Origin of the sequence: Moritella sp. JT01 (assembly GCF_001574435.1) — a bacterium.
Lineage (GTDB): Bacteria > Pseudomonadota > Gammaproteobacteria > Enterobacterales > Moritellaceae > Moritella.
Genome location: NZ_LOCN01000001.1, coordinates 192,017 through 217,854, shown reverse-complemented (window position 1 = coordinate 217,854; position 25,838 = coordinate 192,017). Strand labels below are relative to the sequence as shown.

At 39.7% G+C, this 25,838-nt stretch carries 23 protein-coding genes; 11 read left to right on the top strand and 12 right to left on the bottom strand.

The features are described 5' to 3' along the window. The first annotated feature begins 1 nt into the window (after window position 1). The 9 genes from AKG98_RS00930 (at window position 2) to AKG98_RS00890 (ending at window position 10,887) form a co-directional block, all read left to right on the top strand. Window positions 2–898 (top strand): cytochrome c oxidase subunit 3, encoded by an 897-nt coding sequence (locus tag AKG98_RS00930; RefSeq protein WP_067039985.1) that lies wholly within the window; start codon window positions 2–4, stop codon window positions 896–898. Between the two features lie 433 nt (window positions 899–1,331). Further along, window positions 1,332–2,582, top strand: coding sequence for a DUF819 domain-containing protein (locus tag AKG98_RS00925; RefSeq protein ID WP_067039982.1), 1,251 nt, complete (start codon window positions 1,332–1,334; stop codon window positions 2,580–2,582). A gap of 145 nt (window positions 2,583–2,727) precedes the next feature. Next, the gene (gene pyrC, locus AKG98_RS00920) at window positions 2,728–3,759 is read left to right on the top strand and encodes a dihydroorotase (RefSeq protein ID WP_067039979.1); all 1,032 of its coding nucleotides are present in this window, start codon (window positions 2,728–2,730) and stop codon (window positions 3,757–3,759) included. A gap of 218 nt (window positions 3,760–3,977) precedes the next feature. Next, window positions 3,978–4,718 carry an SURF1 family protein gene (locus tag AKG98_RS00915; protein WP_067039976.1) on the top strand — a complete coding sequence of 247 codons (741 nt, stop codon included), beginning with the start codon at window positions 3,978–3,980 and terminating at the stop codon, window positions 4,716–4,718. Window positions 4,719–4,720: 2 nt separating this feature from the next. After that, window positions 4,721–5,251 carry a hypothetical protein gene (locus tag AKG98_RS00910; protein ID WP_067039973.1) on the top strand — a complete coding sequence of 177 codons (531 nt, stop codon included), beginning with the start codon at window positions 4,721–4,723 and terminating at the stop codon, window positions 5,249–5,251. Between the two features lie 25 nt (window positions 5,252–5,276). Then, window positions 5,277–6,305 (top strand): heme A synthase, encoded by a 1,029-nt coding sequence (locus tag AKG98_RS00905; RefSeq protein ID WP_067039970.1) that lies wholly within the window; start codon window positions 5,277–5,279, stop codon window positions 6,303–6,305. Next, on the top strand, window positions 6,302–7,198 hold the full coding sequence (gene cyoE / locus AKG98_RS00900; protein WP_067039967.1) for a heme o synthase: 897 nt from the start codon (window positions 6,302–6,304) through the stop codon (window positions 7,196–7,198). Before AKG98_RS00905 ends, cyoE begins: the two co-directional genes overlap by 4 nt. Before the next feature lie 353 nt (window positions 7,199–7,551). Further along, on the top strand, window positions 7,552–8,943 hold the full coding sequence (locus AKG98_RS00895; protein ID WP_067039964.1) for an L-serine ammonia-lyase: 1,392 nt from the start codon (window positions 7,552–7,554) through the stop codon (window positions 8,941–8,943). Window positions 8,944–9,282: 339 nt separating this feature from the next. Beyond that, window positions 9,283–10,887 (top strand): wax ester/triacylglycerol synthase family O-acyltransferase, encoded by a 1,605-nt coding sequence (locus AKG98_RS00890; protein ID WP_067039961.1) that lies wholly within the window; start codon window positions 9,283–9,285, stop codon window positions 10,885–10,887. 49 nt (window positions 10,888–10,936) lie between these two features. On the opposite strand, the gene cysB is transcribed toward AKG98_RS00890, so the two are convergent. Beyond that, window positions 10,937–11,911 (bottom strand): HTH-type transcriptional regulator CysB, encoded by a 975-nt coding sequence (gene cysB, locus AKG98_RS00885; protein WP_067039958.1) that lies wholly within the window; start codon window positions 11,909–11,911, stop codon window positions 10,937–10,939. A gap of 104 nt (window positions 11,912–12,015) precedes the next feature. Between cysB and AKG98_RS00880 the strand changes: the two genes are divergently transcribed. After that, on the top strand, window positions 12,016–12,753 hold the full coding sequence (locus tag AKG98_RS00880) for a sensor histidine kinase KdpD (RefSeq protein WP_198155367.1): 738 nt from the start codon (window positions 12,016–12,018) through the stop codon (window positions 12,751–12,753). A 56-nt stretch (window positions 12,754–12,809) separates the two neighbouring features. Next, the gene (locus AKG98_RS00875; RefSeq protein ID WP_067039955.1) at window positions 12,810–13,583 is read left to right on the top strand and encodes a DNA repair protein; all 774 of its coding nucleotides are present in this window, start codon (window positions 12,810–12,812) and stop codon (window positions 13,581–13,583) included. Window positions 13,584–13,647: 64 nt separating this feature from the next. Here AKG98_RS00875 and AKG98_RS00870 read toward each other — a convergent pair whose 3' ends face one another. The 11 genes from AKG98_RS00870 to flgL all read right to left on the bottom strand — a co-directional run bounded on the left by AKG98_RS00870 (window position 13,648) and on the right by flgL (window position 25,837). Further along, a complete protein-coding gene (locus AKG98_RS00870) occupies window positions 13,648–14,931 on the bottom strand; it encodes a CinA family nicotinamide mononucleotide deamidase-related protein (RefSeq protein WP_067039952.1) in 1,284 nt (427 codons plus the stop codon). After that, on the bottom strand, window positions 14,931–16,118 hold the full coding sequence (locus AKG98_RS00865) for a Bcr/CflA family multidrug efflux MFS transporter (RefSeq protein ID WP_228140171.1): 1,188 nt from the start codon (window positions 16,116–16,118) through the stop codon (window positions 14,931–14,933). The genes AKG98_RS00870 and AKG98_RS00865 overlap by 1 nt, the downstream gene beginning before the upstream one ends. Window positions 16,119–16,233: 115 nt before the next feature. Continuing rightward, window positions 16,234–18,345, bottom strand: a complete 2,112-nt coding sequence (locus AKG98_RS00860; RefSeq protein ID WP_067039946.1) for a 6-hydroxymethylpterin diphosphokinase MptE-like protein — start codon at window positions 18,343–18,345, stop codon at window positions 16,234–16,236. Window positions 18,346–18,354: 9 nt separating this feature from the next. Then, window positions 18,355–18,675 carry a hypothetical protein gene (locus tag AKG98_RS00855; protein WP_198155365.1) on the bottom strand — a complete coding sequence of 107 codons (321 nt, stop codon included), beginning with the start codon at window positions 18,673–18,675 and terminating at the stop codon, window positions 18,355–18,357. After that, window positions 18,675–19,097, bottom strand: a complete 423-nt coding sequence (gene fliS / locus AKG98_RS00850) for a flagellar export chaperone FliS (protein ID WP_067039941.1) — start codon at window positions 19,095–19,097, stop codon at window positions 18,675–18,677. Before fliS ends, AKG98_RS00855 begins: the two co-directional genes overlap by 1 nt. Before the next feature lie 47 nt (window positions 19,098–19,144). Beyond that, on the bottom strand, window positions 19,145–20,539 hold the full coding sequence (gene fliD / locus AKG98_RS00845) for a flagellar filament capping protein FliD (RefSeq protein WP_067039938.1): 1,395 nt from the start codon (window positions 20,537–20,539) through the stop codon (window positions 19,145–19,147). Window positions 20,540–20,629: 90 nt separating this feature from the next. After that, complete coding sequence (locus AKG98_RS00840; RefSeq protein WP_067039935.1) at window positions 20,630–21,043, bottom strand: flagellar protein FlaG; 414 nt, start codon at window positions 21,041–21,043, stop codon at window positions 20,630–20,632. A gap of 59 nt (window positions 21,044–21,102) precedes the next feature. Beyond that, a complete protein-coding gene (locus tag AKG98_RS00835; RefSeq protein WP_067039932.1) occupies window positions 21,103–21,924 on the bottom strand; it encodes a flagellin in 822 nt (273 codons plus the stop codon). Between the two features lie 432 nt (window positions 21,925–22,356). Further along, window positions 22,357–23,184, bottom strand: coding sequence for a flagellin (locus AKG98_RS00830; protein WP_067039930.1), 828 nt, complete (start codon window positions 23,182–23,184; stop codon window positions 22,357–22,359). A gap of 474 nt (window positions 23,185–23,658) precedes the next feature. Further along, window positions 23,659–24,483, bottom strand: coding sequence for a flagellin (locus AKG98_RS00825; RefSeq protein ID WP_067039926.1), 825 nt, complete (start codon window positions 24,481–24,483; stop codon window positions 23,659–23,661). Window positions 24,484–24,598: 115 nt separating this feature from the next. Continuing rightward, window positions 24,599–25,837 carry a flagellar hook-associated protein FlgL gene (flgL, locus tag AKG98_RS00820; protein ID WP_067039923.1) on the bottom strand — a complete coding sequence of 413 codons (1,239 nt, stop codon included), beginning with the start codon at window positions 25,835–25,837 and terminating at the stop codon, window positions 24,599–24,601. Window position 25,838: the final 1 nt, after the last annotated feature.

Genomic DNA, 25,838 nt, shown 5'->3' with positions numbered 1-25,838 from the left:
AATGCAAGATAATAATGAATATGCCAAAGCCCCAAAAAACTACTATGTTCCAGCAAGCAGTATTTGGCCTTTCGTCGGTGCTATCGCGCTCTTTATCATTGCCATCGGTGCGGCAACGACAGTTCAGCAAGTCGATAAAGACGGCAGTAACAGCGGGATACCTATTTTATTAATCGGCATTGGCATACTATTGTTTATGCTCATTAGTTGGTTTAGAAATGTGATCACCGAATCAATGAACGGGTTGTACAATAAGCAACTTGATCGTTCTTTAAGAATGGGCATGTTATGGTTTATTTTTTCAGAAGTGATGTTTTTTTTCGCGCTCTTTGGAGTGTTGTTTTACCTACGTAATCTATCTATACCTTGGTTGGGCGGTGAAGGTAACAATGCCATGACCCATGCTGTGATTTGGGCTGACTTCATACCCCAGTGGCCATTAACAATCACACCCGATGGACGAGAAACACAAGCAATGCCTTGGTATGGTTTGCCGCTCATCAACACCATTATCCTAATTAGTTCATCGGTAACATTACATTTCTCCCATCACAGCCTGATAGCAAAACAACGTAAAAGGTTGGTCATCTGGCTAGCCATTACCGTTGCTTTAGGGGTTACCTTCTTATTTTTTCAAGCTGAAGAGTATGTACATGCTTACCACGCATTGTCATTAAAATTTGATTCTGGTGTGTATGGCAATACTTTTTATTTACTCACTGGCTTCCATGGCATGCACGTAACGCTGGGGGTCATCATGCTAACCGTCATGTTATTTCGTATTATCAACGGGCATTTTACTCCGGGTAAACATTTTGCTTTTGAAGCGTCTGCTTGGTATTGGCATTTTGTCGATGTTGTGTGGATAATTCTGTTCATTTTTGTCTATATTATTTAGTCATAAATAGTTTAGCCATAAATAAACCTGCGCAGCACGAATTACTCACCCTCGTCACGGTACTTAAATAAGTGTCGTGATGAGGATCTTTTCACGGTTAAACACTTTTTTTCTATGTATCGGTTTATTCAACGAGATTCAAACCCACCTCTTTAGGGTAATAAGTTCTGTTTTGTGATCTCAGTTACCCCCTCCTAAAACGCCTCTACCATGTACTAATATCATACAGATATTACTATATTTAAACGCATTAAACTAAATGTGCACATAATTCATACCACCCCCACAAATAGAATATAACGCCACCCATGCGTACCAGTACACTCACTTACTCTTCCAATTGATCATAAAGCAGTGATTAATGTATATTCCGTGATAAATAATTCAACAATGTATTAACGCGTTGTACAGTGTTAATCTCACAAGGAAGAAGATGGAAAACTCAATCAATCTTATTACCAACGATGCTGTGGTGATGGGTTTACTCGCAGCAATTTTGGGCGCGGTGTTCATTACTGAAAAAAGTGAACATCCTTTTTGGAAGAAGTTCTACAAGTTCGTTCCAGGTCTCTTGTTATGCTATTTCCTACCGTCACTCCTTAATACATTTGGCATTATCGATGCAAGTTCATCAAGTCTATATTTTGTGGCGAGCCGCTATTTATTACCTGCAGCGTTAGTACTACTGATCATTTCAGCTGATTTGAAGAAGATCATGGGACTCGGGTCGAAAGCCATTATCATGTTCTTAACCGGTACGTTTGGTATCATGATTGGTGGTCCAATCGCGATCCTTATTATTGATCAAATCAACCCTGACATTGTAAGTGGCGATGTATGGCGTGGCCTCACAACCGTTGCCGGTTCATGGATTGGTGGTGGTGCGAATCAAGCAGCAATGAAAGAAGTATTCACTGTTGATGATAGTTTATTCTCAGCAATGATCACTGTCGATGTTATCACTGCCAATATTTGGATGGCGATTCTATTGATCATGGCGGGTAATCAAAAACGCGTGGATAAATGGCTTAAAGCTGATACCAGTGCAATTGATGAACTTAAAGAAACGGTTACAAAATATGAAGCTGAAAATGCACGTCCAATTACAACCCCAGACATCATGTCAATTATTGCTGTTGGCTTTGGTTTAACCGGTCTTGCGCACTATTTAAGTGATAAAATTGCCCCTTGGATCCAAATTAACGCACCAGAATTAGCAAAATACAGCCTAACATCTGGGTTCTTTTGGTTAATCGTCTTGGTGACAACATTTGCACTGATTGCATCTTGCCTACCTATGTCTCGTAAACTTGAACATGCTGGTGCTTCAAAAGTTGGCTCAGGCTTTATTTATATCTTGGTTGCGACCATCGGTATGAATATGGATATTACCGCTATTTTTGACAATCCAGGTTACTTCCTCATTGGTATCATCTGGTTATCAATCCATGCCATTCTAATGATTATTGTCGCTAAAATGATCCGTGCACCCTTATTCTTTCTGGCTGTCGGTAGTCAAGCTAACGTCGGTGGCGCAGCATCAGCACCCGTTGTTGCGGCTGCGTTCCACCCATCATTAGCACCCGTGGGCATCTTACTTGCTGTATTAGGTTACGCATTAGGAACGTACGGTGCTTATATAAGTGGTTTAATGATGCAATGGGCTGCTAGCTTCGGCATGTAATTAAGTTGATAAAATAGAGGCCAAGTAAGCTAATATTAATAGTAAGCTTACTTGGTTTCGTCTTTTATCATCAATTCAGACTACGTCTTTGACTTCCCCTACATTACTCTTTAGAATCTGCGGAAATTAGCGATGGAGAAATCAAATGGAAACTTTAACGATCACCCGCCCAGATGACTGGCACCTGCACCTTCGAGATGGTGATGTTTTAAAACATACTGTTGCTGACATTAGCCGTTACATGGGTCGCGCAATCATTATGCCTAACCTGGTACCGCCAGTAACAAATGCTGAGATCGCCAAAGAATACCGCCAACGTATCTTAGCTAACGTACCAGCCGATTCTTCATTTAGTCCATTAATGACTATCTATCTTACCGATCAAACAACTGCTGAAGATATCCGCACTGCAAAAGCAACCGGTATTGTTTATGCGGCAAAGCTTTACCCTGCTGGTGCAACGACAAATTCATCATCGGGTGTAACATCAATTAAGAATGTTTACCCTGCACTACAAGCGTTACAAGATGCAGGTATGCCATTGTTATTGCATGGTGAAGTAACAGATGCTGACATTGATATCTTTGACCGTGAAAAAGTTTACCTAGATACCGTATTAAAACCCGTTGTTGCTGATTTTCCAAATTTAAAGATTGTACTTGAGCATATTACCACTGCTGATGCCGTGGAATTTGTAAATAATGCCAGTGACAATATTGCTGCGACCATCACAGCACACCATTTATTATTCAACCGTAACCATATGTTAGTGGGTGGTATTAAACCTCACTACTATTGCTTACCAATCTTGAAGCGTAATACGCATCAAGCGGCACTTGTTAAAGCTGCAACAAGTGGTAGCAACAAATTTTTTCTTGGTACGGACTCTGCACCACATGCCGATGATAAAAAAGAATCTGCTTGTGGTTGTGCTGGCGCTTATACATCACATGCTGCAATTGAGCTTTATGCTGAAGTATTTGAACAAGAAAATGCACTTGATAAATTAGAAGCATTCGCAAGCTTCAATGGTCCTGATTTTTATAACTTACCACGTAACGCGGACACTATCACGTTAGAAAAATCTGCATGGAAAGTGCCTGAAACACTGCCTTTTGGTGACGCTAAAATGGTGCCAATCAGAACGGGCGAAACTATCGCTTGGCAAGTAAAATAACACACGATTAAGTTAACCTTAATTTCACGTTAATCATTGCAATTCTGATAACGCTTCTATCCCAGCGTCATTCGCTGGGATATTCGTCTGCAAGCTGTTAATTAACTTCAATTTTCATCTGTTTTCCTACCACTTTATAAAAATAACTCTATCCTTAATAGTATGCTCAAAACGGGCATTTATAACTCGATCCAAGCCGTTATTTTTTAAGGTTAAATATGCAGACTTTATTTAGCACGATGCAAGGCTATAAACTCTCTAAGCGCTTAATCAGTTTTGCTCTGTTTAGCCTACTCGCGATTATCGTTTGTATAAAATTAGGGTTATGGCAAGTAGCCCGCGCACAAGAGAAGCAAGCGCTATTAGATATCAACCAACCAACGCTCACATCTCTCACTCAAATAACCGCTGGCAGTTTACATCGAAAGGTATCTTTATACGGTTACTTTGATAATGAAGCACCGATATTATTAGATAATCAAACTTACAATAAACAGTTTGGCTATCATTTGTATCTTCCCTTTCACAGCGATAAACAAACTATTCTCGTTAACCTTGGTTGGTTACCTGGTTCAGCGTCACGTTCATTGTTACCTGATATTCCGCTACTGATAGGGCATTATCAGTTAGACGGTACTTTAAGTGCACAGCAAGGTTCACCTTTGCTTCTCGGTGAGAATATCGCCCCTACGACACAAGGGCCTTTGGTAATACAGCGTACCGATATACCCCAACTACGGACCACGCTAGACATGCCACTCCATCCACTACTATTACAACTAAATCCAGACACGCACATCGGCTTTATCAAAACGTGGACAATAACGGTCATGCCACCCGCTAAACATACGGCTTATGCGGTCCAATGGTTTGCTTTAGCATTTGCGTTAAGCCTATCGAGTGGCTATTGGTTAAAAAGATATCAAACTCAATATAAGCACATGCAAGATAAGGATTAGTCATGCAGAAAAAGCCATTATTCATCATCGTGGGCTTATTTATAGCGCCCATTTTAATCGCTAAATTAGTGCTAGTTAATGACTGGTATCAGGGGGCTAAAACCAATACAGGAAAACTTTTATCACCACCGCTAACCATGTCACAGCCACCGCAAGCATGGTTACTGCTCTATAATCCAAGTGATAGATGCGCACAACAATGCCAACAAAGTTTATGGCAAATGCAGCAAGTACATACGTTACTGGCCGCCGAAGGAACGAGAGTACAGCGCTATCTCACTAAATACCCAGTAACCGTCATACCGCCAGCAAACTTATCTCGCGATAACGTTGAAATACCAGCCCTAGAAAGATTGCAATTAAGTGAGATAAACCAAAACCAATTATCCACGGATACACTATATTTAGTTGATCCGCATGGAAATATCTTTATGCACTATCAATACCCAGCAGATAGGACAGCGGCAATAAAGGTATCAGCGGGCTTATTAAAGGATTTAAAACGCTTACTTAAAATATCTAAAATCGGATAAGTCAGCGAATATACAAGGATTGTCTATGTCAAAACTGCTCAACCTGACGATACTACTTGCCTTTCTAGTGATTGCACTCGGGGCTTATACGCGCTTAACCGACGCCGGACTTGGTTGCCCTGATTGGCCGGGCTGTTATGGTTTTAACTCAGTCCCCGCAAACGCAAAAGATATCGCATCAGCTCAATTAGCTTATCCTGATAAACCACTGCATACCGAGAAAGCATGGAACGAAATGATCCACCGCTATATTGCAGGACTATTAGGCATGCTTATCCTGCTCATTTTCATCACGTGTGGCAAGCGCAAACAACACGTTCCATTAGCGACTTTGTTAGTCTTATTAGTGCTATTTCAAGCTGCTTTAGGTATGTGGACAGTGACCATGAACTTACAACCCATTATTGTCATGGGGCACCTATTAGGCGGGTTTAGTATTTTAACCCTGCTTGTGTTACTGCGATTACGGCTATCCAATATAAAAGGGACACTCATCCAAGCTACGCAAACACTCAATAACAAGGTTATATTACCAACACAGCGGCAACGGTTGATGCGGATCCAATTATACTGCGGCATTGCCCTGCCGATATTAATCATTCAAATTGCACTCGGTGGCTGGACAAGCTCAAATTACGCTGCAATTGTCTGCACTGAGTTCCCAATATGCAACGGTGACTGGCTCAGCCGTTTTGACTTTAGTGATGTATTTAGCCTGAGTCCTTTGGCCGAAACTTATCAGTACGGTGTGCGCGATACGATCGCCAGAATGAATATTCATATTACTCATCGGATTTGGGCTGGTGTGACCTTCATTTTTTTACTATTAACCGCCTATCAATTATTTAAATCTCAACCTGAAAAAAAGATCCGCCTTACCGCCAAGGTACTCGTTATCGTTTTATGTGTACAAGTAAGTTTGGGGGTAGCAAACGTGTTTTTTCAATTACCACTTAGCATTGCTGTGGCACATAATTTAGTCGCTGCGATCCTACTCATCACCTTAGTAACCCTACTTTGGTTAAACCAACAGCAACTGCAAGAGGTGTTATGAATACGCAATCAATCAAATTAACGCTCACACCAAACTGGCGCGCATATTACCAACTAACGAAGCCCAAAGTCGTTGCCTTATTGTTATTGACCGCTTTAGTCGGGATGGTACTCGCCTTGCCCGATTTACCTTCACTCAGTTTATTAGTCCCTGCATTAGTCGGCATAGGGTTACTTTCTGCCGCCGCAGCAGCATACAATCATATTCTTGACCAGCGTATTGACGCCATCATGACCAGAACCCACCACCGGCCATTAGTACAGAACACGATTAGTACACCAAAAGCATTATTCTTTGCTACAAGTATGGCAATAATCGGTATGGCAACACTCTTTGTGTTTGTAAATGCGTTAACCGCCTGGTTGACCTTTGCCAGCCTGATTGGGTATGCCGTCATTTACACTATGTACTTGAAGCGAGCTACGCCACAAAATATCGCCATTGGCGGGCTAGCTGGTGCAACACCACCACTGCTTGGCTGGACCGCAATGACAGGAGAAGTGACTGGGCAGGCATTATTATTGGTGATGATTATTTTCATTTGGACACCGCCACACTTTTGGGCATTGGCCATCCATAAAGAGAAAGAATACGCCAAAGCCAAGATACCTATGTTACCCGTTACCCATGGCGCTGAATACACTAAGACTCTGATATTGCTTTATACACTGCTACTACTACCTGTAACCTGGCTACCTTGGCTCACCCAGTTAAGTGGTCTACTCTATTTAACGGGTTCTACTATCCTAGGAATAAGCTTTATTTATTACGCTTATCGCTTAAAATTCAGCCCCACACGTAAAACTGCATTTCAAACATTCAAATTCTCAATCATACATTTAATGGTGTTATTTATATTATTATTAGTTGATCACTGGATTATTAACTATTAACAGTAAACATTACAAACACGCTAAGCCATTCATTATTAAAGGTAATGATGACATTCTAAATAAACGTCATTATTACCTTCGCACTCTAATTATCTTCACTAAATAAATACAGCAAAGCTTTACACTGCAATTATGAAACATAATGAATTGTTATATGGGATCAACCTCTAAATAACAGTGCAGACTGCTATATTGGCAGTTGTGTTTTCCAATTAAAGCGCTATGATAACGACCTAAAAATTTGAGAGATTAAAAAAAAGTTTAGTCTCTATTATTCTGCCTAGCAAAAGTCTGTTAGCGCGCTATTTATTTATTTAAGCTTATATAACTTAAGCATCTGCTGAGGAATTACTATGATCAGTGTATTCGATATCTACAAAATTGGTATTGGTCCATCTAGTTCTCATACTGTTGGTCCAATGAAAGCTGCCAAACAATTTATCGACGACCTACGAGCGACAGGGAAGATCCGCGAAGTCACTCAAATCACAGTGGATGTGCATGGTTCATTATCGTTGACTGGTAAAGGTCACCACACTGATATTGCTATCATCATGGGTTTAGCAGGTAATTTACCTGAAACTGTTGATATTGACTCAATCCCAGAATTTATCCTCCGTGTTGAACAAACACGTCGTTTAACGATCGGTCTACACTGTCATACTGTTGATTTTCCCGCTTCAGCTATGAACTTTATTGATGAACCGCTTGCACTACATGAAAACGGTTTGAAAATTCATGCTTACATCGATGGTGAAGTTGCGTTTACAAAAACGTACTACTCTACCGGTGGTGGTTTCATCGTTGACGAAGAAAACTTCGGTTTAACACAAGGTGAAACGGCAAACGTTAAATACCCATTTACCAACGCGGCTCAATTAGTCAAGCACTGTAACGAAAATGCATTATCTATCAGTGCATTAATGTTAGAAAATGAGCGTTCTTTCCGCAGTGAAAATGAAACATATCAATCGTTTTCTAACATTTGGACTGCAATGTCTGAATCTATCGAACGCGGTTGTAAAACAGAAGGTTTACTTGCTGGTCCATTACGTGTACCGCGTCGTGCTCCCGCGCTTAAACGCCAACTAGAAGCCAGTGATGGTTTTAACACTGATCCAATGACTATTATTGATTGGGTTAACATGTTCGCACTTGCTGTTAGTGAAGAGAATGCAGCCGGTGGCCGAGTAGTGACAGCACCAACCAATGGCGCTGCGGGTATCATTCCGGCAGTATTAGCTTATTACAATAAGTTTATTCGTCCGCTGACGCGTGAAGAACAGACTAAATTTTACCTTGCTTCAGGTGCTATTGGTATCCTATACAAAACGAATGCATCAATCTCTGGAGCAGAAGTAGGCTGCCAAGGTGAAGTAGGCGTATCGTGCTCAATGGCGGCCGCTGGTCTTGCGGAATTAATGGGGGCGAGTCCTTCACAAGTCTGCCAAGCGGCGGAAATCGGCATGGAGCATAACTTAGGTCTAACTTGTGATCCTGTTGGTGGCCAAGTACAAGTACCTTGTATCGAACGAAACGCGATTGCAGCTGTAAAAGCAATTAACGCTTCACGTATGGCGATGCGTCGTACCAGTGAGCCTTGTATATCGTTAGACCAAGTTATCGAAACTATGTACGAAACAGGCAAAGACATGAATGCTAAATACCGTGAAACTTCACAAGGTGGTTTAGCAATTAAAGTATTAAATGTAGGCGACATCAAAAAAGCGCACACTTGTACTTAGTCTGACACTAACCTAAATAAGCATAAATTATTTAGATGTAGATAAAATAAAAGCCAGAATGTGCTCGTCACTATTCTGGCTTTTTTATACCACAAAGAAAGTAACCACAGACTACCTTATAACAGGTATTACGCTTCCCTCACCCCTTTGATTACGCATTTATTTTAATACTCAGCAGCCTATGAGATAAACACTCATACTTTTAGGTGTAAATAGCAGTGATTAGCATCGAGACTAATGACTTTACTGTTTAATTATTCTCTACTCATTAGGTCACTTATTCTATTCAAATCGCACGACGTAGCTAGCTGTCCGCTCTGCAAAAATTAGGGAAATATAATGAAAGCGCTCACTCTACCCGATATGGGTTTCCTATATTGCGAAACGGTATCGCGGCCAAACCATGTAGCTGCAATGCAAATTTTTGATATTCCGAATGACTATCAAGGCGATTACGGTACAGACCTATATCAACAACTGATGCAATTCACGCAAATAGAAAAGCCTTTTAATTACAAACTATATACTGCTTACTCGGGCATGATGTACTGGCAAGAAGATGATAATATAGACCTAGATTATCACGTTCGCCGCGTTCGCTTACCTCAACCGGGAACACGAGAGCAACTCATTGAATACATAGAACACGCCCACTCAAATCTGCTCGATCGTAACCGTCCATTATGGGAAATACATTTAATTTCAGGTCTCGCTAACAATCAATTTGCGGTTTATCTAAAAATGCATCACGCTTTCACTGACGGTGCTAAAGGTAACCAAATCATGCTTAGCTATTTATCACAGCAAGCCGAAGGTCCATTACAAGCATTTTGGAGCCTAAAAGGCTTTGAAGGTAAGCAACCTAACCCTGAAATTAAAGCGAGTTTGGTACATAAATTAAAACAAAACAGTGCTTTATTAACAAAACAAGTGCGTGCTATACCCTCGATTATTGGACTTGGTTCTCGGCTGTTATTACAAGCTGCTAACGTTTATAAAACCAGTATACCAACGCCATTTACAGCACCCAAAACCCCTTTTTCAGTGAGTCCTAAACGTGCACGTCGAGCCGCAACAAGCGTACTGCCACTTTCGCGTGTAAAGAACATAGGCAAAATAGCGGGAACGACGATCAACGATGTCGTGGTATGTATTTGTGATATCGCATTACATCGTTATTTATCCGACCTTAATTATAAACTTAAGCAGCCGCTTACAGCACAAATCCCGATGAATCTTAGAGCATCAAACGACACCACATCAAATAACCGCATTGCAATTACTATGGTGGAATTAGGTCACAGCAATACAGTTCCACTCGCTCGATTGATGGCCATTAAAGAGTCTTGTGATAAATTAAAGAAAGAAGCAAGATCATTATCAGATGAAGCGCTAACGAGTTACACACTAGCAAGTCAGGGGTTAGCAGTAATCAGTGAGTTGTTGAAACTCGATAATGTATTACCACCAGTCGGTAATGTGCTGATCTCAAATGTGCCGGGACCGCGCAAGCCCATGTATATGATGGGCGCAGAAATGCAAGAATGCTTCCCGTTATCAGCATTACCACCTGGCATGTCACTGAATATAACACTGTACAGTTACATGAATAATCTCAATGTTGGTTTAATCGCATGTCGAACAAATCTACCTGACCTGACGAAATTATCCGGTTACATCGAAGATGCCTTTACAGAGTTAGAACAAGTCGTGATGAGTAGTGCTATCGATATTGTCAGCGAACAAATAACACGGCTTACCCATGATGATAGTCTGTCACAAAGTATGCATGCGTTAATTAGTGTTATTAACGATAATGCTTGTTCTACCGTCGTGCAGGGGTCTGCGAAGAAAGAAGTGGGAAAAATAAAAAGTAATCATAAAAAGACAGTCAAAAAGAAATCAAAAAAAGTAACTAAACAGACTGAAAACACCCTCGACTAAGTACACTGTGTTAGCCGAGTGAATACTATTTCGTTATCTCGTTATCTCGTTACCTCGTTGATAGCTGGATATCTTTAAACATCTCATCAATCTCTTCTGCTGTTTTTAGCATAATCGCTTTATCAACAATATCTCGCGTTAAATGCGGTGCAAATCGTTCCATAAAATCATACATATAAGTACGTAAGAACGTCCCTTTACGGAAACCAATTTTAGTCGTGCTCGACGTAAATAAGTGACTTGCATCGATGCGAACTAAATCATCATCAATTTCGTCATCAAATGCCATTGTCGCTAAAACACCGACACCAATGCCTAATTTCACGTATGTTTTAATCACGTCAGCATCGGTTGCGGTAAAGACAATTTTAGGCTCTAAGCCCGCTTCATCAAACGCACAATCTAATTCTGAACGACCAGTAAAACCAAATACATAAGTCACCAATGAATATTTTGCGATATCTTCAACCGTGATCTTACCAACTTTCGTTAATGGGTGACCCGGTTTAACAATAATTGAACGGTTCCAGTGATAACAAGGCAGCATTACTAGGTCGCTGTATAAATGCAATGCTTCAGTGGCGATAGCAAAATCAGCAGTACCTTTAGAAACTGAATCACTGATTTGTGCAGGTGTACCTTGATGCATATTCAGTGATACATCTGGGTAACGTTCAATAAAGCCTTTAATTACTTTTGGCAAGGCATAGCGCGCTTGAGTATGCGTGGTAGAAATGTTCAACGTGCCTTTAGAAGGATGCGTATGTTGACTTGCAACAGCTTTAATACTTTCAACCTTGCCCAGAATATCAGTAGCAATACGAATTATATCTTTACCTGCAGGCGTCACTTTGGTGAGGTGTTTGCCACTACGTTCGAAGATCTGCACTCCCAGCTCATCTTCTAGCATACGAACTTGTTTACTAATACCAGGCTGCGAAGTATAAAGACTTTCTGCTGTCGCCGACACATTCAAATTATGGTTTAGGACTTCGACTATGTATCTAAATTGCTGTAACTTCATTCGTGATGTGCTCTATATACCAAATAATTAATTGTATTCTAACAAAACAATAGCAGAATACTGTTATTTCTTCTTAATAATATATCCTAGGGGTCATTACTTTTATGCCGAACAAAAATATCATGACACCTTTAGACGATAACATTAAACCAAGCAAAGACACAGTTGATTATGCGTTGATCCTAACATCTGCGGTACATGATATGAAAAATTCCTTGTGCCTCTTATTACAATCAATTGAATCGATGTCTGCAGATATCAACCCCTCGCAAGATGACCGTAAACACGGCGCTAAACTCGCTGATTTACACTATGAAGTATTACGTCTTAATAGCGGCTTAATCCAAGTACTTTCTTTGTACCGTGATGAACATGATCAGCTACCATTAAACATTGCCGAATGCTTTATTTCAGATTATTTCAATGAGTTTCGCATTAAAAATCAGATGTATAGTGACAGTCATAACATTGAAATTAATATTAACATCGATATCGATCTCGCTTGGTATTGTGATCACAATTTAATTAGTTACTTATTATCCGATGTATTCATCAATGCATTACGCTACAGCAAAGGACAAATCCTCGTAACGGCGAATATCGTCAATAAACAGCTTGTGATCGAAATTGCCGATAACGGCGATGGCTACCCTGACAGCATGTTACAAGCACAGCACAGTGCAATGGGCGAGTTAAGTTGTAAGCAAGGGCGCACTGGGTTAGGCTTATATTTTGCTCGATTAATTGCTAACGCGCATATAATTAAAGGGAAAATAGGACATATCGCGCTAAAAAATGGTGGAAGTCTTGGTGGGGGTATCTTCACGTTAACACTACCTTAACTAAAGTATTTATAGTAATATCTTATATACCGCAGCAAAATTAGGTCTATTATACAATGAAGTTCACTCTTATGATTATCGCGATTGCTGTTCTACTATTTTTGGTGATCGGTTATAACATCATCTTACAGTACAAGCGTAAAGCTGAAACCGAAAAACGCCAGATAATCATAAAACACAGACAAGTAATTGAAGAAGCTGAAGAACTACTGCTAAATTCAACATCACTACCTTACAGTAAAGTTCTTATGTTAGTGCTACATAGCCGTATGCATGATTCACTTACAGCGACATTACAAATGGACCCTTCCCTGCCGCAAGTCCGTCAACGCTTAGTGAATGTTAAAGCGCAAATGGCCCAATTAAAAGATGCACCCGCTCAGACTGAAAACAAAATGTTTCGCTCTCCGAACTCCGATCGTGAAGCCATTATATTATTACAACAAATTAAAAAAATTCGCGCTGTACTACGTGTCGAACATGCAAAAAGCAAACTAAATACCCAAACATTTGTGATTGAAGATCGTAAACTTGAGCTGATGCAACTGAACGTCAACATTGATAATTTATTGAAGCGTGCTTATGAAGCGCGGGCAACAAGTCAATTTGGTTCTTGTAAGCAATTACTCCGTAAGGGTATAGATACCTTAAATAATATTAATGATAAAAATGAATCCCTTGTCAATAAACACCAAACACTCACCTCTTTACTTAATGATGTGAACGAACAACTCACTCAAGCTTCATCAGATGATTTAAAAGATCGCCAAGAAAAAGAAAACGAAAAAAATGAATTAGACCTACTGTTTCAACCAAAACAGAAATGGTAACAAGGACAAAATAAAGAACGCGTTGTGATTGCTGCTATCACAACGCTATTACAGTACGAAAAGACTAGTCCTTCACCTTATCCTGTTCAGCTCGACGCTCTATCGAACCAAATTCTGCCGCTAAACCTAATCCCAACAACTCTCTTCTCAACATATCTAAAGCTACGTATAACGCCACCTTTCTAATCCCTTGACGACTCCATCGAGGGATAAATAGCAACTGACTGTAAGTATGTGTCTTGCTAGCCAGAGCAAACGCAACCGTGCCAACTGGCTTTGCTTCGCTACCGCCACCAGGACCAGCAATACCGGACACCGCAATACCAAAGTCAACCCCCGCATTCAGCATCGCGCCTTCAGCCATCTCGGCAACGACCTCTATTGAAACAGCCCCGTGGTTAGCTATCGTCGTTTTATCAACATTGACTAAACGACTCTTAGATTCGTTACTATAAGTCACATGACTCGAATCGAGGTAACCAGAGCTACCCGCGACAGCAATTAATTCACTCGCGATAAGTCCACCAGTACAAGACTCCGCAAGCGATAATGTTTGCCCTTTTTCGAGTATTATATTTTGCAAGTATTGTGCAAACGAATAATCCCCTTCGAACAGCACAAACTCACCAAGCTCTGCAAGTACTCGCTCTCTGGCCTTCGCTAAATCAGCTTGAACTATCGATAATAATTTCACTTCAACAGTCGGAAAATCAACACGAAATCCCAACGTAATTGACTGCGGAAGTGACAATGCGGCTAAGCGTTCATTCAACACAGATTCCGAAATACCAAATGTTTTAATCTTGATTAAAGTAGGTATTGTTACTGGCGTAAAACGTTGTTGAATATCCGGTAGTATTTGCTCGGTAACCATATGTTTAAATTCACTTGGTACCCCAGGGGTAAAGTAAAAACGAGCACGATTAAATTGAAAACTAAAACCACATGCAGTGCCAACTGGATTATCAACCACTTCGCTACGCTGTGGTAACCAAGCTTGTTTTTCGTCACTCACAGACAAAGTACGATTAGATTTGGCATATTTAGCCACTAAATGATCGAACCACTCTTGCGATAATGTTAATGGTACGCCCATCGCTTTCGCCGCTGCTTCAGCACTTAAATCATCTGACGTTGGACCTAAACCACCATTCATGATCACCACATCAGCACGAAGGCTTGTTTCCGTAATGATATCAATGAGCGATTCGAGATCATCCGCGACGGTATGACGACGGGTAAACTCTCGACCTTGATGAAAAAAATATTGTGATATCCATGCCGCATTGGTATCGACAATTTGACCTGATAATACTTCGTCGCCAGTACTAATAAATTCAATTCGCATTAACTGTCCTTATTTGCTCTATCCGTCAGTATAAAATAACTGAGGAAAGATAATATACCACAACCACTAATCACCATGATCATAGGCAATGGTGTTCCATCATGTAAGATACTGATAATTAACCCTGCTATAGCACCAAACCCAAATCGGATCGTCGCAGACAACGCTGAAGCCGTCCCCGATATATGAGGGAATTCGGCTAATACTCCCGTCATCACATTCGAACCGATTAAACTAATCAATGATATATAAGCAACGGTCGAAATTATCAGACCAACTAAGCCAAATGTTAGGTTTACATTTATCACCCAAAATAATACCGAGATCACCGCACTAATAATAATACCAGCGCGTAATATTTGTTGATAACCATAACGCATCACAATCTTGGCATTCATCCATGTCACGACCATCATGCCTAGAATATTACAGGAAAAAAGGTAACCATAATTTTGTGCATCAATGCCAAAATAATCGATATAAACAAATGGTGAAGCAGTTAAAAAGGCAAACATACCAGACACATTAAACGCGCCACAAAGCATTAAACCAAGCACTTTACGGTTACGTAAAATCAGCCAATAATTACGAAATACCTGCCGTAAATTAAACGCGACCCGACGTTCTTTCGGTAATGTTTCTTTAAGGCCGATAGCACTCACCACAATACATAACACAGTAATAATCGCGAGCAGCACAAATATGCTGTTCCAGCTAAACCACACTAATAGCTGCGCACCAATTAACGGAGCAACTAACGGCGCTAATGTCATTGATAATACAACATAAGACATCATTTTAGAAAACAGTGAACCAGAGAATAGATCACGCAGCAGTGAGCTAACCACCACAGATGCAGCCCCGCCACCTATCGCTTGCAATAACCGTAACCACTTAAATTGTTCGATTGTATCACCGTAAACAATGCCAATGCTGGCAATTAAATAAGTGATTAATCCACAGATAAGCACAGGTTTACGGCCATAACTGTCTGCCAGAGGGCCATAAAAAAGCTGACCAATTGCAAAACCTAATAGATAGGTACTAAGCGTTGTTTGAATTATTTCAATCGAGATATTAAAATCGCTCGCAATACTTGGCATCGCGGGCAGGTACATATCAACAGCAAGGGGCGTTAATGCGGATAATAGTGCAAGGAAAGGGATTAAAAAATATGTTTTCATCATAAGCCAAACTGTTTGAATGGCTTATGATTATATACCTAAATAATAGTAAGATGCAGTCTTATCCCGCGACTTTCACCTTACTTAACGAAATAAACCCAGCGTAAACTAACGTCTGTTATTTCCAAATATCTGAAATATCCGTTTGATCTACTTCGAACAGTTCTCGCTTATATTTCACCTTCGTTTCTTCAAGGTAGTTAATATAAATATCGATGCCCTGTTGATAATAAACAAGGCCTTGCTCAGCAGCCGCTGGTAACAACAACATTTTAATGAGTGCGGCATGACAATGCTGTAACGTACCGTTTAATAACTCAACTAAGAATGCATGCTTCGTCTTAAGCTGGCTATTTAATAACATAAATTGTTGTTGTAGTTGCTCTAATGCATCATAACGGCTGGCAACGGGTGATTTAACCATCGCAATCATTTCATCGACAAAATGGACAAATATATCTTGATCTAAGACCGCACTGTACTGCTTCGCTAGCACCGTCGTATCTGCAGAATAATGTGCCAACATACGATCAACAAATTCAGTTTTATCAAACACTTCATCTGTCAATACAACATCGGCTTGATACGTTGGTATGGCATTTTTAATCTTGATACCATTGCCGAGATTGTAGCATTTAACATCCGGATAAAAATCTAATAACTCGCCCATGCCTTTCGCAGACATTTGGAAAATCATTGTCGTTTCAACTTCTTCAACATGGTTACCAGGAGAGACAAAACCAGATAGTTTTTTCTTATCAAATAATAACTTATCTTCTCCAGATTCATGGTAATAAATACTTTTTTTACTGTGATGGGCATCACCAGAAAAACCAAGATCAATACCAAACAAATAAATGTTTTTAAAGCCCATTCGCGTGAAATAAGATAAGGCTAAATTAGACACCGTAGGATTAGCAAAGACCAATTGCGTTAAATTATCACTGTCACAGCCTAACTCTGAATTCAGAATTATCTCAGTTGAGGGCTCTTGTAATTTTAACCCCATCAAGCTGCGATCAAATAAATTGAGCACATCAGGTGTCACCGTGTTTAGCGTTAAGAGTGGGATTGATCTTAAATAGGCATCATCAGCAACCGATTTTAGAACCGTATAGGTCACCTTAGTACGCTCCATTTCTAGATGGAAATCAGGGGTAATACCATATTGCTGTAAGGCACGAATTGTCGTCCCTCCACTAACAAGTAATACCTTGTCTCGATTTTCACGAATATAGTCAATATGCTCATCAAGTGAGGGACCATTCCCTAATATAAACACAGAGCGTGTTGCACATTCTGGTAGCGGTTCAACTTTTGCTAATAAAGGCACGTGACTATTTAAAGTATGATACTGATGTGCTAACGCCATTAAGCTATCATCAAAAAAGCCTAAACCGAACGCGACATGGAAATTTTTCTGATTGAATTTTTCTAACGCGCTATTTGTTTGTTCTGTTTGGTAATGCTGATAACAAAAACTAAATGTCGAGTCATAACGACCTTTGGTCATTAATTGATAGGAAATATCATTAAAAAATACATCTTCATCTGCCCCGAGGCACAAGTGTAAACTGCTGCCGCTATCATCAAGACGTTGTAGAATATCAGCCCAATCTAGCGTAAATAAACTCGCATAGAAAAAATCATTCTCTGGTTCATAAATGTATAACCGTTTTACACTGTGCTTACTTAGCATTTCAGGTAAGAAATAGCCCAAACCTAAGCCGAAAAACACCATCATATTAACCGCTTCAGGCAACACAAATTCGTCTTTATGTTTGCTATTAATCCCCTTTAAAGCCCGAATAAATTGATTAAGATATTTCACATGAATGAAATCACCAACACTCTCGATCTCTTCCGAAAAATCAATACGAGCCAATTGAGGATTAACCCGAAATTGCTCAAAATCAATCAAACTATCATGAAAATAATCTTCACCTAATACCACGTTATTATCCACATCAACCAAATGTAATGCGTCATCAACCCTCGCTAACTCAAATTTAGTCGGTTGATAATTGACAAAAGATTGGTAGATATCAGGAATGTACTGCTCAAACGCACGCATATTCGCCTGGTATAAGGCGATAGGGTCTGCGCTAGGTTGTACTTTAGCATTAATCGCATCGATGGCATGAGCCAGACTCACCTGCTTTTTACGCTGTTGCTGTTGTACTTCTAGCGCAGCAATGTGTGCGGCAATATCGTGATTTAAATGGTCCATAATAACAACCTAAAATTGTTTAATAGTAAGATAGCGATTAATTAATTTGGCACTACGCTTAGTGATGGCTTGCTGTGATTCAAGGGCTAATTTCGTTTTTTTTAATGATGCGATTTGCGTTTGGTCATCCGCCATTAACTGAGTAAGAAAAGCATGGGTATTAAGGGATTGAGCAGGGTTCGAACGCAGCACTAACTGCTCAATTAAAACCTGACGTTGGATTAATAGTTGATCACATTCAGCCAACTTTTCTTCTATAATTGCTTGCTTTGCTTGCGCGGAGATAGCCGATATCTTCGCCATTAATTCAACGTCAGTGGTATCCATCATTAAGCACCGCTAGCTTGCTTACGCATCGATTCCGCTTTTTCTTTTTCCGCTTGAGGAATGTTTAACCATGCATCTTTAATCGGTGTGACTAATGCTGTGATTTCATCTAACGGTTCGACTGAACGCTCTAATGACGCATCATTTAAACGCACTTGTATATAACGATAAAGCGCATCAAAGTTTTCACCAATCTCGGGATGAATCTTATGGTTAATACCATCGATCAGACCAGATGTAATATTAATTGATTTATTAATAGATTTGGCTTTACCTTCAATATCTTTACGTAAAATACAGCCTTTTGTTACTGCTACAGAATCTAATAACCCCTGTAACAACATAAAAATCACTTGGTGGTTATCAGCAGTAGAAATACCACTTTCTCGGCTGACTTGCTGATAACGTCTTATATTAGCTCTCATGTTTTTACCTAACTATTGATTTATTTAAATACCAAAAAATAATATGATTAACCTAATACATTACGAATATAATCACCGGTGGCATTATAACGTGACACCGTATTATCTAAGGCGGTATATTTCTTCCGTAATGTATCTTCAAATGATGAAATGTAACGATCTAATTTATCGCGATCATCACCAATATCACGTAAATTATCATTCAGCATATTTTCCTGCTGAGAAATCATCCCCCGATTTCCCAAATTGTTTGCCAACACGCTATTCACTTGTGCCGCAATACCATTATTCCCTGCAAAAAGTTTGCCAAGATCATCTAATGAGTCATTTACTGCGTCATTTAAGCGTTGGGTACCAGACTTAGACCCATTCATACCAAATGGGTTAACCGCTAACATCCCACCTTCTTCTAACGAAATACCTGCGCCGTATAAGGTGTTTAGTTTCTTGTTGGCATCATTAACCACGCCGCCGGTAATACTCTGCAGCTGCTGCTTGATACTTCGTGCACTTGAGTCATACTTCAAGACACCCGTCTCAGGGTTGGTCAATACATTGATACTGTCCATCAAGGTATTATAACCATCTACAAAACCGTAAATGAGTTCTTGCACCGCAGCATGATCTGTCGACGTTGAAAAATTGGCAGGCTCGTTCAGTTTAGTCAAACTATTGGCAGTAATAGTGACGCCTGATACCGCATGATTAAAGACATTAGTCTCTCTGGTTATAGTATTTCCATCCACCGTAATAATCGCATCGGTGGCTGGGTGCCCGTTCATACTAGATGAAATAATACTCAAACTCGAATCCGAGGTGAAAACCGATAAATCATTTGCTTTACCGCTTTTTTCTGAGGTATAGACAATTTTAGCCCCCAGATCAGAACTAATTACATTGGCACTAATACCGTAATTGTCAGGCGCATCATTAATCTTTTTTTGAATGTTTTGTAATGTATCAGTGATATTAACATTTACTTGGAAAGTATCTTTACCTGCGTCAAAGTACAGCATGCCCTGCCCAGGTTTGGTTTCTCGATCGGGTAAAAAATCAGACTCTAATCGCGCCCCCTGTGCAAGCTGTTTCACTTCAACATCAAATGCACCTTTTGGTACCACACCTTTCGTTTTAATAGTGATAGGCAACGCAGCGCTATCAACACCGTTACCAGCAGTGGTTTGTTCGACATTTCGGCCTTGATAACTAATATTAGTTTTACTTTGATAAAAAGAGTCCACATTACCCAATTGGCCAGTAATGGCCTTAAAATCGGCCAAGCCCGCCTTCAAAGTGCCAATACCAGATAACTCCGCTGTAAGGTTAGTTTCTTTCTTATTTAAGCGTGTTTCTTTAGGCATTTTTTCAGCAGTTACAAATGTTGTAATGATCGTTTCCAGATCTAAACCAGAACCTGAACCTGCCATCGTAATACCAGCCATGCGTATCCTTAATTTTCATCAATAGTAATGTGATAGGCAATAAGTTGCCTGCCACATTAAACATCCTACTATTTTATCTCGCTATGTTAATCAAACCATCTCATCAAATAAGAGACCTGAACTAGCTGATATATTGTCTTGAAATTGCTCAATGTTAGCGACCATCTTTAAAACCGCTTCTGATGGTAGTTCTTTCAGTATTTCACCACTTTCGGGATCAACAACTTTAACTACCATACGGCCAGTGTCACCATGAACACTAAAGTTTAGCTTCTTATTATTAACATCAAAATGAGCTTGTAGCGTATCCTTTGCTTCAAGCAATTTTTGTTCCAAATTTACATCATTCGCTATTTCTGGTTCAGATAATAAATTTTCGATTGGTAAAACTTGTTCGATTGGTGAAATTAAAACGGCAGGATTCGTTATGACAGGTTCTTTTGTCACAACAGGGTCAGGATTAAAACGAATGCTCTTATGATCCATATTATTATCAATGGACATGGTAACTCCCAAAGACCAAAATGCCCTACAAGGTGCAGGGCAAACATAAACCTAAACGATTAAAGCAGTGATAGTGCTACTTGTGAAGTTTGATTGGCTTGGCTTAACATCGAACTTGCCGCCTGTTGCTGTACTTGAGTTTGTGCCAGTTTAGCGGATTCAGCAGCAAAGTCGGTATCAACAATACGTGATTTAGACGCTGATACATTTTCAGCAATATTGCTGATGTTACGAATCGTTGATGAAAAACGGTTTTGTTTCGCACCTAGGTCAGCACGTGTACCCGTTACCGTTTCAAGCGCTGCATCAAGAGCCGTAATTGCTGATTGTGCGCCCCCCGCAGTTGAAACGTTCGTTGTACCACTACCCACAGCCAACGCTGTCGCATCCATACTTGTTGTCATTTTTAGTGTAATGGTTTGGTTCGCATCAGCACCAACTTGAATCTCACGATTGAAATTACCATCAAGTAACTTTTCACCACCAAACGTTGTATCCGTTGATACACGCGTGATTTCAGTTTGTAATTCATTGAACTCTGATTGCAATGCATTACGATCAGCTTGAGAATTTGAACCATTCGCAGATTGAATTGAAAGTACACGCATACGTTGTAACATGTTCGTTGTTTCGTCTAGCGCACCTTCCGCGGTTTGCGCCATTGAAATACCGTCATTTGCATTTCGAGATGCTTGGTTTAAACCATTTATTTGTGACTCTAAACGAGAACCGATTTGTAAACCAGCAGCATCATCAGCAGCGCTATTGATACGCTTACCAGATGATAAACGTTGAAAAGAAGTTTGTAATTCGTTGGTAGCATTACCTAAATGACGTTGTGAATTTAAAGATGCTACATTGGTATTTACATAAACAGCCATATTCGTCTCCTAAAAGAAATCCTGTAAAGGACTGCTGTGTATATAAAATACAGCCCTTATTAATAATCAGTTATTTGTATCGTCATGAAAGTTATCGACAATAAAAATACATCCTTTAGAGTTATTTTTTATTTTTATTTAATTTCTTTCTAATTTCGTTCTAAACCTGAACAGATATCCACATTTAACCGTTTAATTTCAATCAATTACAATTCAACCTCTAGGGGTGTTGAATCATTGTTAATTAATTTAAACTAATGTTATAAATAACAAACCAAAGAAACCGTCACAGTTATTAGAGAGCAATACATTAATCTAGATTAAAAAAGGGGAAGGGGTAACTTGAAAAATTGAAAAGGAAATTTACAAGAATAGAAATGTGCTATTTTGGCCCTTTCGAGCCAAAATAATAGGCGATTAGCCTTGCAACGATTAACCTTGTAATAATGACATAGCCACTTGCGATTGCTGATTCGCTTGGCTAAGCATGGTGCTTGCAGCTTGTTGCGATACTTGATTCTGAGCCAGTTTTGCTGATTCTGCGGCAAAATCGGCATCCATAATACGTGACTTAGACGCAGACACATTTTCCGAAATATTAGTTAAATTACGGATCGTTGATGAGAAACGGTTTTGCTTCGCACCCAGATCACCACGGATCTCAGTCACCGTTGCAATCGCGGCATCCAAACTAGTAATCGCCGTTTGCGCATTTACAGGGGTCAAAATATCAGATGTGGCGGTACCGACACCTAAGCCAAGCGCATTCATGTTCGTCGATATTTTTACATTAATGACTTGATTCGCATCAGGACCAATTTGGAAATCTTGATTAAACGTCGAATTCAACAGATCCATACCACCAAATGTAGTATCTTCTGCCACACGGTTAATTTCTTCCTGCAGTTGACTATATTCGTTATCAAGCGCAACACGATCTGCGGCACTATTTGAGCCATTCGCAGACTGAATTGATAATACTCGCATACGTTGAAGCATATTGGTGGTTTCGTCTAATGCACCTTCCGCTGTTTGAGCAAGAGATATACCATCATTGGCATTACGTGCAGCTTGATTTAAGCCATTAACTTGAGACTCTAAACGAGAACCAATCTGTAATCCCGCCGCATCGTCAGCAGCAGAGTTAATACGCTTACCAGAAGATAGGCGCTCAAATGATGTTTGTAACGCATTTGTAGACTTCGTCAAATTACGTTGTGAATTTAAAGATGCTACATTTGTATTTACATATAAGGCCACGGTATCTTCCTTTTTGCTTGTTTCAAATTAAATAAATGTTATATCTTTTAGATAAGCAATCTGCATGCCAAATACATTTAAAACAAAAAAAAGTTATAACCAATTGTTTTTAAATATAATTAAACCAATTATTAATTTTTATCGCTTGATATATTAATAATTAATAAACCCTAATAACCATCAAGACAAAATTTTGCCATCATATTGCCAGTTGCGAATATTCAACAACAAATAATTGTCAGTTATATTTTTGATGACAAAAAATGACACCACCAGTACAAGTAAAACAATGATTTTAAAAGATAAGATTTAATATCGAAATGATTAAGGTTCGGTGTAATAAAAGAGAGTAAAAGGTAGGAATAGGAAGGTAAATACTTTTACCTATACGCTTACATAGGGCAATAATGATAAGGATATAGGTAAAAGCAATATATTAGGCGGCCCCAAAGGGGCCAGAGGGAGCCCGCCCTCTTAGCCTAATAATGACATAGCAACTTGAGATTGCTGATTAGCTTGACTTAGCATTGTGCTTGCAGCTTGCTGAGATACTTGATTTTGCGCTAGTTTCGCCGATTCAGCAGCAAAGTCTGCATCCATAATACGAGATTTAGATGCCGATACATTCTCAGAGATATTTGATAAATTACGAATTGTTGATGAGAAACGGTTTTGTTTCGCACCCAGATCACCTCGTATATCTGTTACCGACGCAATCGCCGTGTCCAAACTTTGGATAGCAGTTTGAGCTGCCGCCACAGTAAGTACATTAGACGCAGCAGTACCAACACCTAAACCAAGTGAGTTCATGTTTGTAGTAATTTTAACATTGATAACTTGGTTAGCATCAGCACCCACTTGAAAATCATTATTAAATGATGCATCAAGTAACGTCTCGCCACCAAACGTTGTATCTTTTGCTACACGATCAATTTCATTTTGTAGCTGACCAAATTCTTTATTAAGTGCAGTACGGTCTGCATCACTGTTTGAGCCATTGGCAGATTGGATTGAAAGCACACGCATACGTTGTAACATATTAGTTGTTTCATCTAACGCACCTTCTGCAGTTTGCGCCATTGAGATACCGTCATTGGCATTTCGAGCGCCTTGGTTTAAACCGTTTACTTGTGCTTCTAAACGAGAACCAATTTGTAAGCCCGCAGCATCATCAGCAGCGGAGTTAATGCGTTTACCTGATGATAAACGTTCAAACGACGTTTGTAGGGCGTTCGTTGAGTTCGTTAAACTACGCTGCGAGTTTAAAGACGCAACATTAGTGTTTACATATATAGCCATTCGTTTTCCCTCTGTGTGTAACGTGATTAAGCAGTGACATAATTTGTATGTAAGTCGTGCTTAAGTATCCATTTATAAATTATTTATACATCTAAAAAGCAAGTTGTGTGCCAAGCTATGACACCGAATTAAATAAACTTAAGTTATTGATTTTGTTAAATGACTTATAGCTCATCTCAAGAATGTTTTGCTCTTTCGTTAAGTCCGTCATTGCCGCGGCAAGATCTGCCTCGGTAAGAATTGCCATCGCTTCCTGATTAATGACCTTAAACGATTCATTGGACTCAGTAACACGTGTAATCGTGTTATTACGGCCACCAACCGTAGACATAGTAGACATCACTGAATATTTAGCATTTTCAATACCTATTTGTGCATCCGCCATCCGCTCTCGAAATTCGGTATTTGATAATGAAGTATCCGTTAGTGCCGTTTTTAATGACTCGAGTGTGTTCAAAATATTGACATTATTCGGTGGTTCTAAAGATATATCGACACTACCCGGTGAAGTCCCTTGCGCCGTAATGTTGACACCATTAAAACGAATCCCCTTTTCTGACGTGAAATTACCACTTTGAAGCACACTATTAGTACTATCTAAGATCTCAAAAATATCACTATTACCAGGGAGTAACGGCGCTATAATATTAAGCTTAAAGGTATTGTTTGCTGGGTTACTATGATCATAATTCTTGCCGTGGAAATTATCATATTCCCCTTGGTCTACGACTTCAGTCGTCACGGTAATGAGATTACCGGTAAGATTACTGCTATTCGTGGTTAACCGAGCAGGAGCAGATTCAAACACTCGCTTGCCATTATCGCTCCCCTTAATATAGACATTGGTCGCGATTTGAATATCATTGTCTTGTTCATTACCACGATAGGTATATTCTCCCGTTTGATCATCTTTGACATACGCTTGTAGATGCGACGCTGTACCAGAAAAAATAAAATCGCCACTGGCATTTTTACTATTTACTAAACTGAATACTTCTTTCTGTACTTGGTCTATTTCTAACGAAATGGCGTATCTGTCTTGCGAATCAACGGTACCATTAAGCGAACGAACCGAAAGCACCCGTCCACGTTCCATCGCAGTATGTAAGTTATTGAGTGTTGTTTCTTCTAAGCCTAATGTACTTTTCAGCATCAAACCATTGGTTTGGTATTGGGTATTTTTTTTGATTTCATCATTCAGGTAACTCGATTTCGCTATTTCAGCTGGTGCATCACCCGAAGTACGAAATTTTTCTTGAGAGGTGACTTGCGAATGTGCCGTATTCAAGCGCTTTTGTGTTTGCGACATGTCTTGCATCGAGCGAGAAAATATTTGGTTATTGGTTAATCGCATC

Excerpts from the sequence above, each read along its gene's own strand:
- AKG98_RS00930 (WP_067039985.1), top strand. The coding sequence starts at position 2 with ATGCAAGATAATAATGAATATGCCAAAGCCCCAAAAAACTACTATGTT.
- AKG98_RS00925 (WP_067039982.1), top strand. The coding sequence starts at position 1,332 with ATGGAAAACTCAATCAATCTTATTACCAACGATGCTGTGGTGATGGGT.
- pyrC (WP_067039979.1), top strand. The coding sequence starts at position 2,728 with ATGGAAACTTTAACGATCACCCGCCCAGATGACTGGCACCTGCACCTT.
- AKG98_RS00915 (WP_067039976.1), top strand. The coding sequence starts at position 3,978 with ATGCAGACTTTATTTAGCACGATGCAAGGCTATAAACTCTCTAAGCGC.
- AKG98_RS00910 (WP_067039973.1), top strand. The coding sequence starts at position 4,721 with ATGCAGAAAAAGCCATTATTCATCATCGTGGGCTTATTTATAGCGCCC.
- AKG98_RS00905 (WP_067039970.1), top strand. The coding sequence starts at position 5,277 with ATGTCAAAACTGCTCAACCTGACGATACTACTTGCCTTTCTAGTGATT.
- cyoE (WP_067039967.1), top strand. The coding sequence starts at position 6,302 with ATGAATACGCAATCAATCAAATTAACGCTCACACCAAACTGGCGCGCA.
- AKG98_RS00895 (WP_067039964.1), top strand. The coding sequence starts at position 7,552 with ATGATCAGTGTATTCGATATCTACAAAATTGGTATTGGTCCATCTAGT.
- AKG98_RS00890 (WP_067039961.1), top strand. The coding sequence starts at position 9,283 with ATGAAAGCGCTCACTCTACCCGATATGGGTTTCCTATATTGCGAAACG.
- cysB (WP_067039958.1), bottom strand. The coding sequence starts at position 11,911 with ATGAAGTTACAGCAATTTAGATACATAGTCGAAGTCCTAAACCATAAT.
- AKG98_RS00880 (WP_198155367.1), top strand. The coding sequence starts at position 12,016 with ATGCCGAACAAAAATATCATGACACCTTTAGACGATAACATTAAACCA.
- AKG98_RS00875 (WP_067039955.1), top strand. The coding sequence starts at position 12,810 with ATGAAGTTCACTCTTATGATTATCGCGATTGCTGTTCTACTATTTTTG.
- AKG98_RS00870 (WP_067039952.1), bottom strand. The coding sequence starts at position 14,931 with ATGCGAATTGAATTTATTAGTACTGGCGACGAAGTATTATCAGGTCAA.
- AKG98_RS00865 (WP_228140171.1), bottom strand. The coding sequence starts at position 16,118 with ATGATGAAAACATATTTTTTAATCCCTTTCCTTGCACTATTATCCGCA.
- AKG98_RS00860 (WP_067039946.1), bottom strand. The coding sequence starts at position 18,345 with ATGGACCATTTAAATCACGATATTGCCGCACACATTGCTGCGCTAGAA.
- AKG98_RS00855 (WP_198155365.1), bottom strand. The coding sequence starts at position 18,675 with ATGATGGATACCACTGACGTTGAATTAATGGCGAAGATATCGGCTATC.
- fliS (WP_067039941.1), bottom strand. The coding sequence starts at position 19,097 with ATGAGAGCTAATATAAGACGTTATCAGCAAGTCAGCCGAGAAAGTGGT.
- fliD (WP_067039938.1), bottom strand. The coding sequence starts at position 20,539 with ATGGCTGGTATTACGATGGCAGGTTCAGGTTCTGGTTTAGATCTGGAA.
- AKG98_RS00840 (WP_067039935.1), bottom strand. The coding sequence starts at position 21,043 with ATGTCCATTGATAATAATATGGATCATAAGAGCATTCGTTTTAATCCT.
- AKG98_RS00835 (WP_067039932.1), bottom strand. The coding sequence starts at position 21,924 with ATGGCTGTTTATGTAAATACCAATGTAGCATCTTTAAATTCACAACGT.
- AKG98_RS00825 (WP_067039926.1), bottom strand. The coding sequence starts at position 24,483 with ATGGCTATATATGTAAACACTAATGTTGCGTCTTTAAACTCGCAGCGT.
- flgL (WP_067039923.1), bottom strand. The coding sequence starts at position 25,837 with ATGCGATTAACCAATAACCAAATATTTTCTCGCTCGATGCAAGACATG.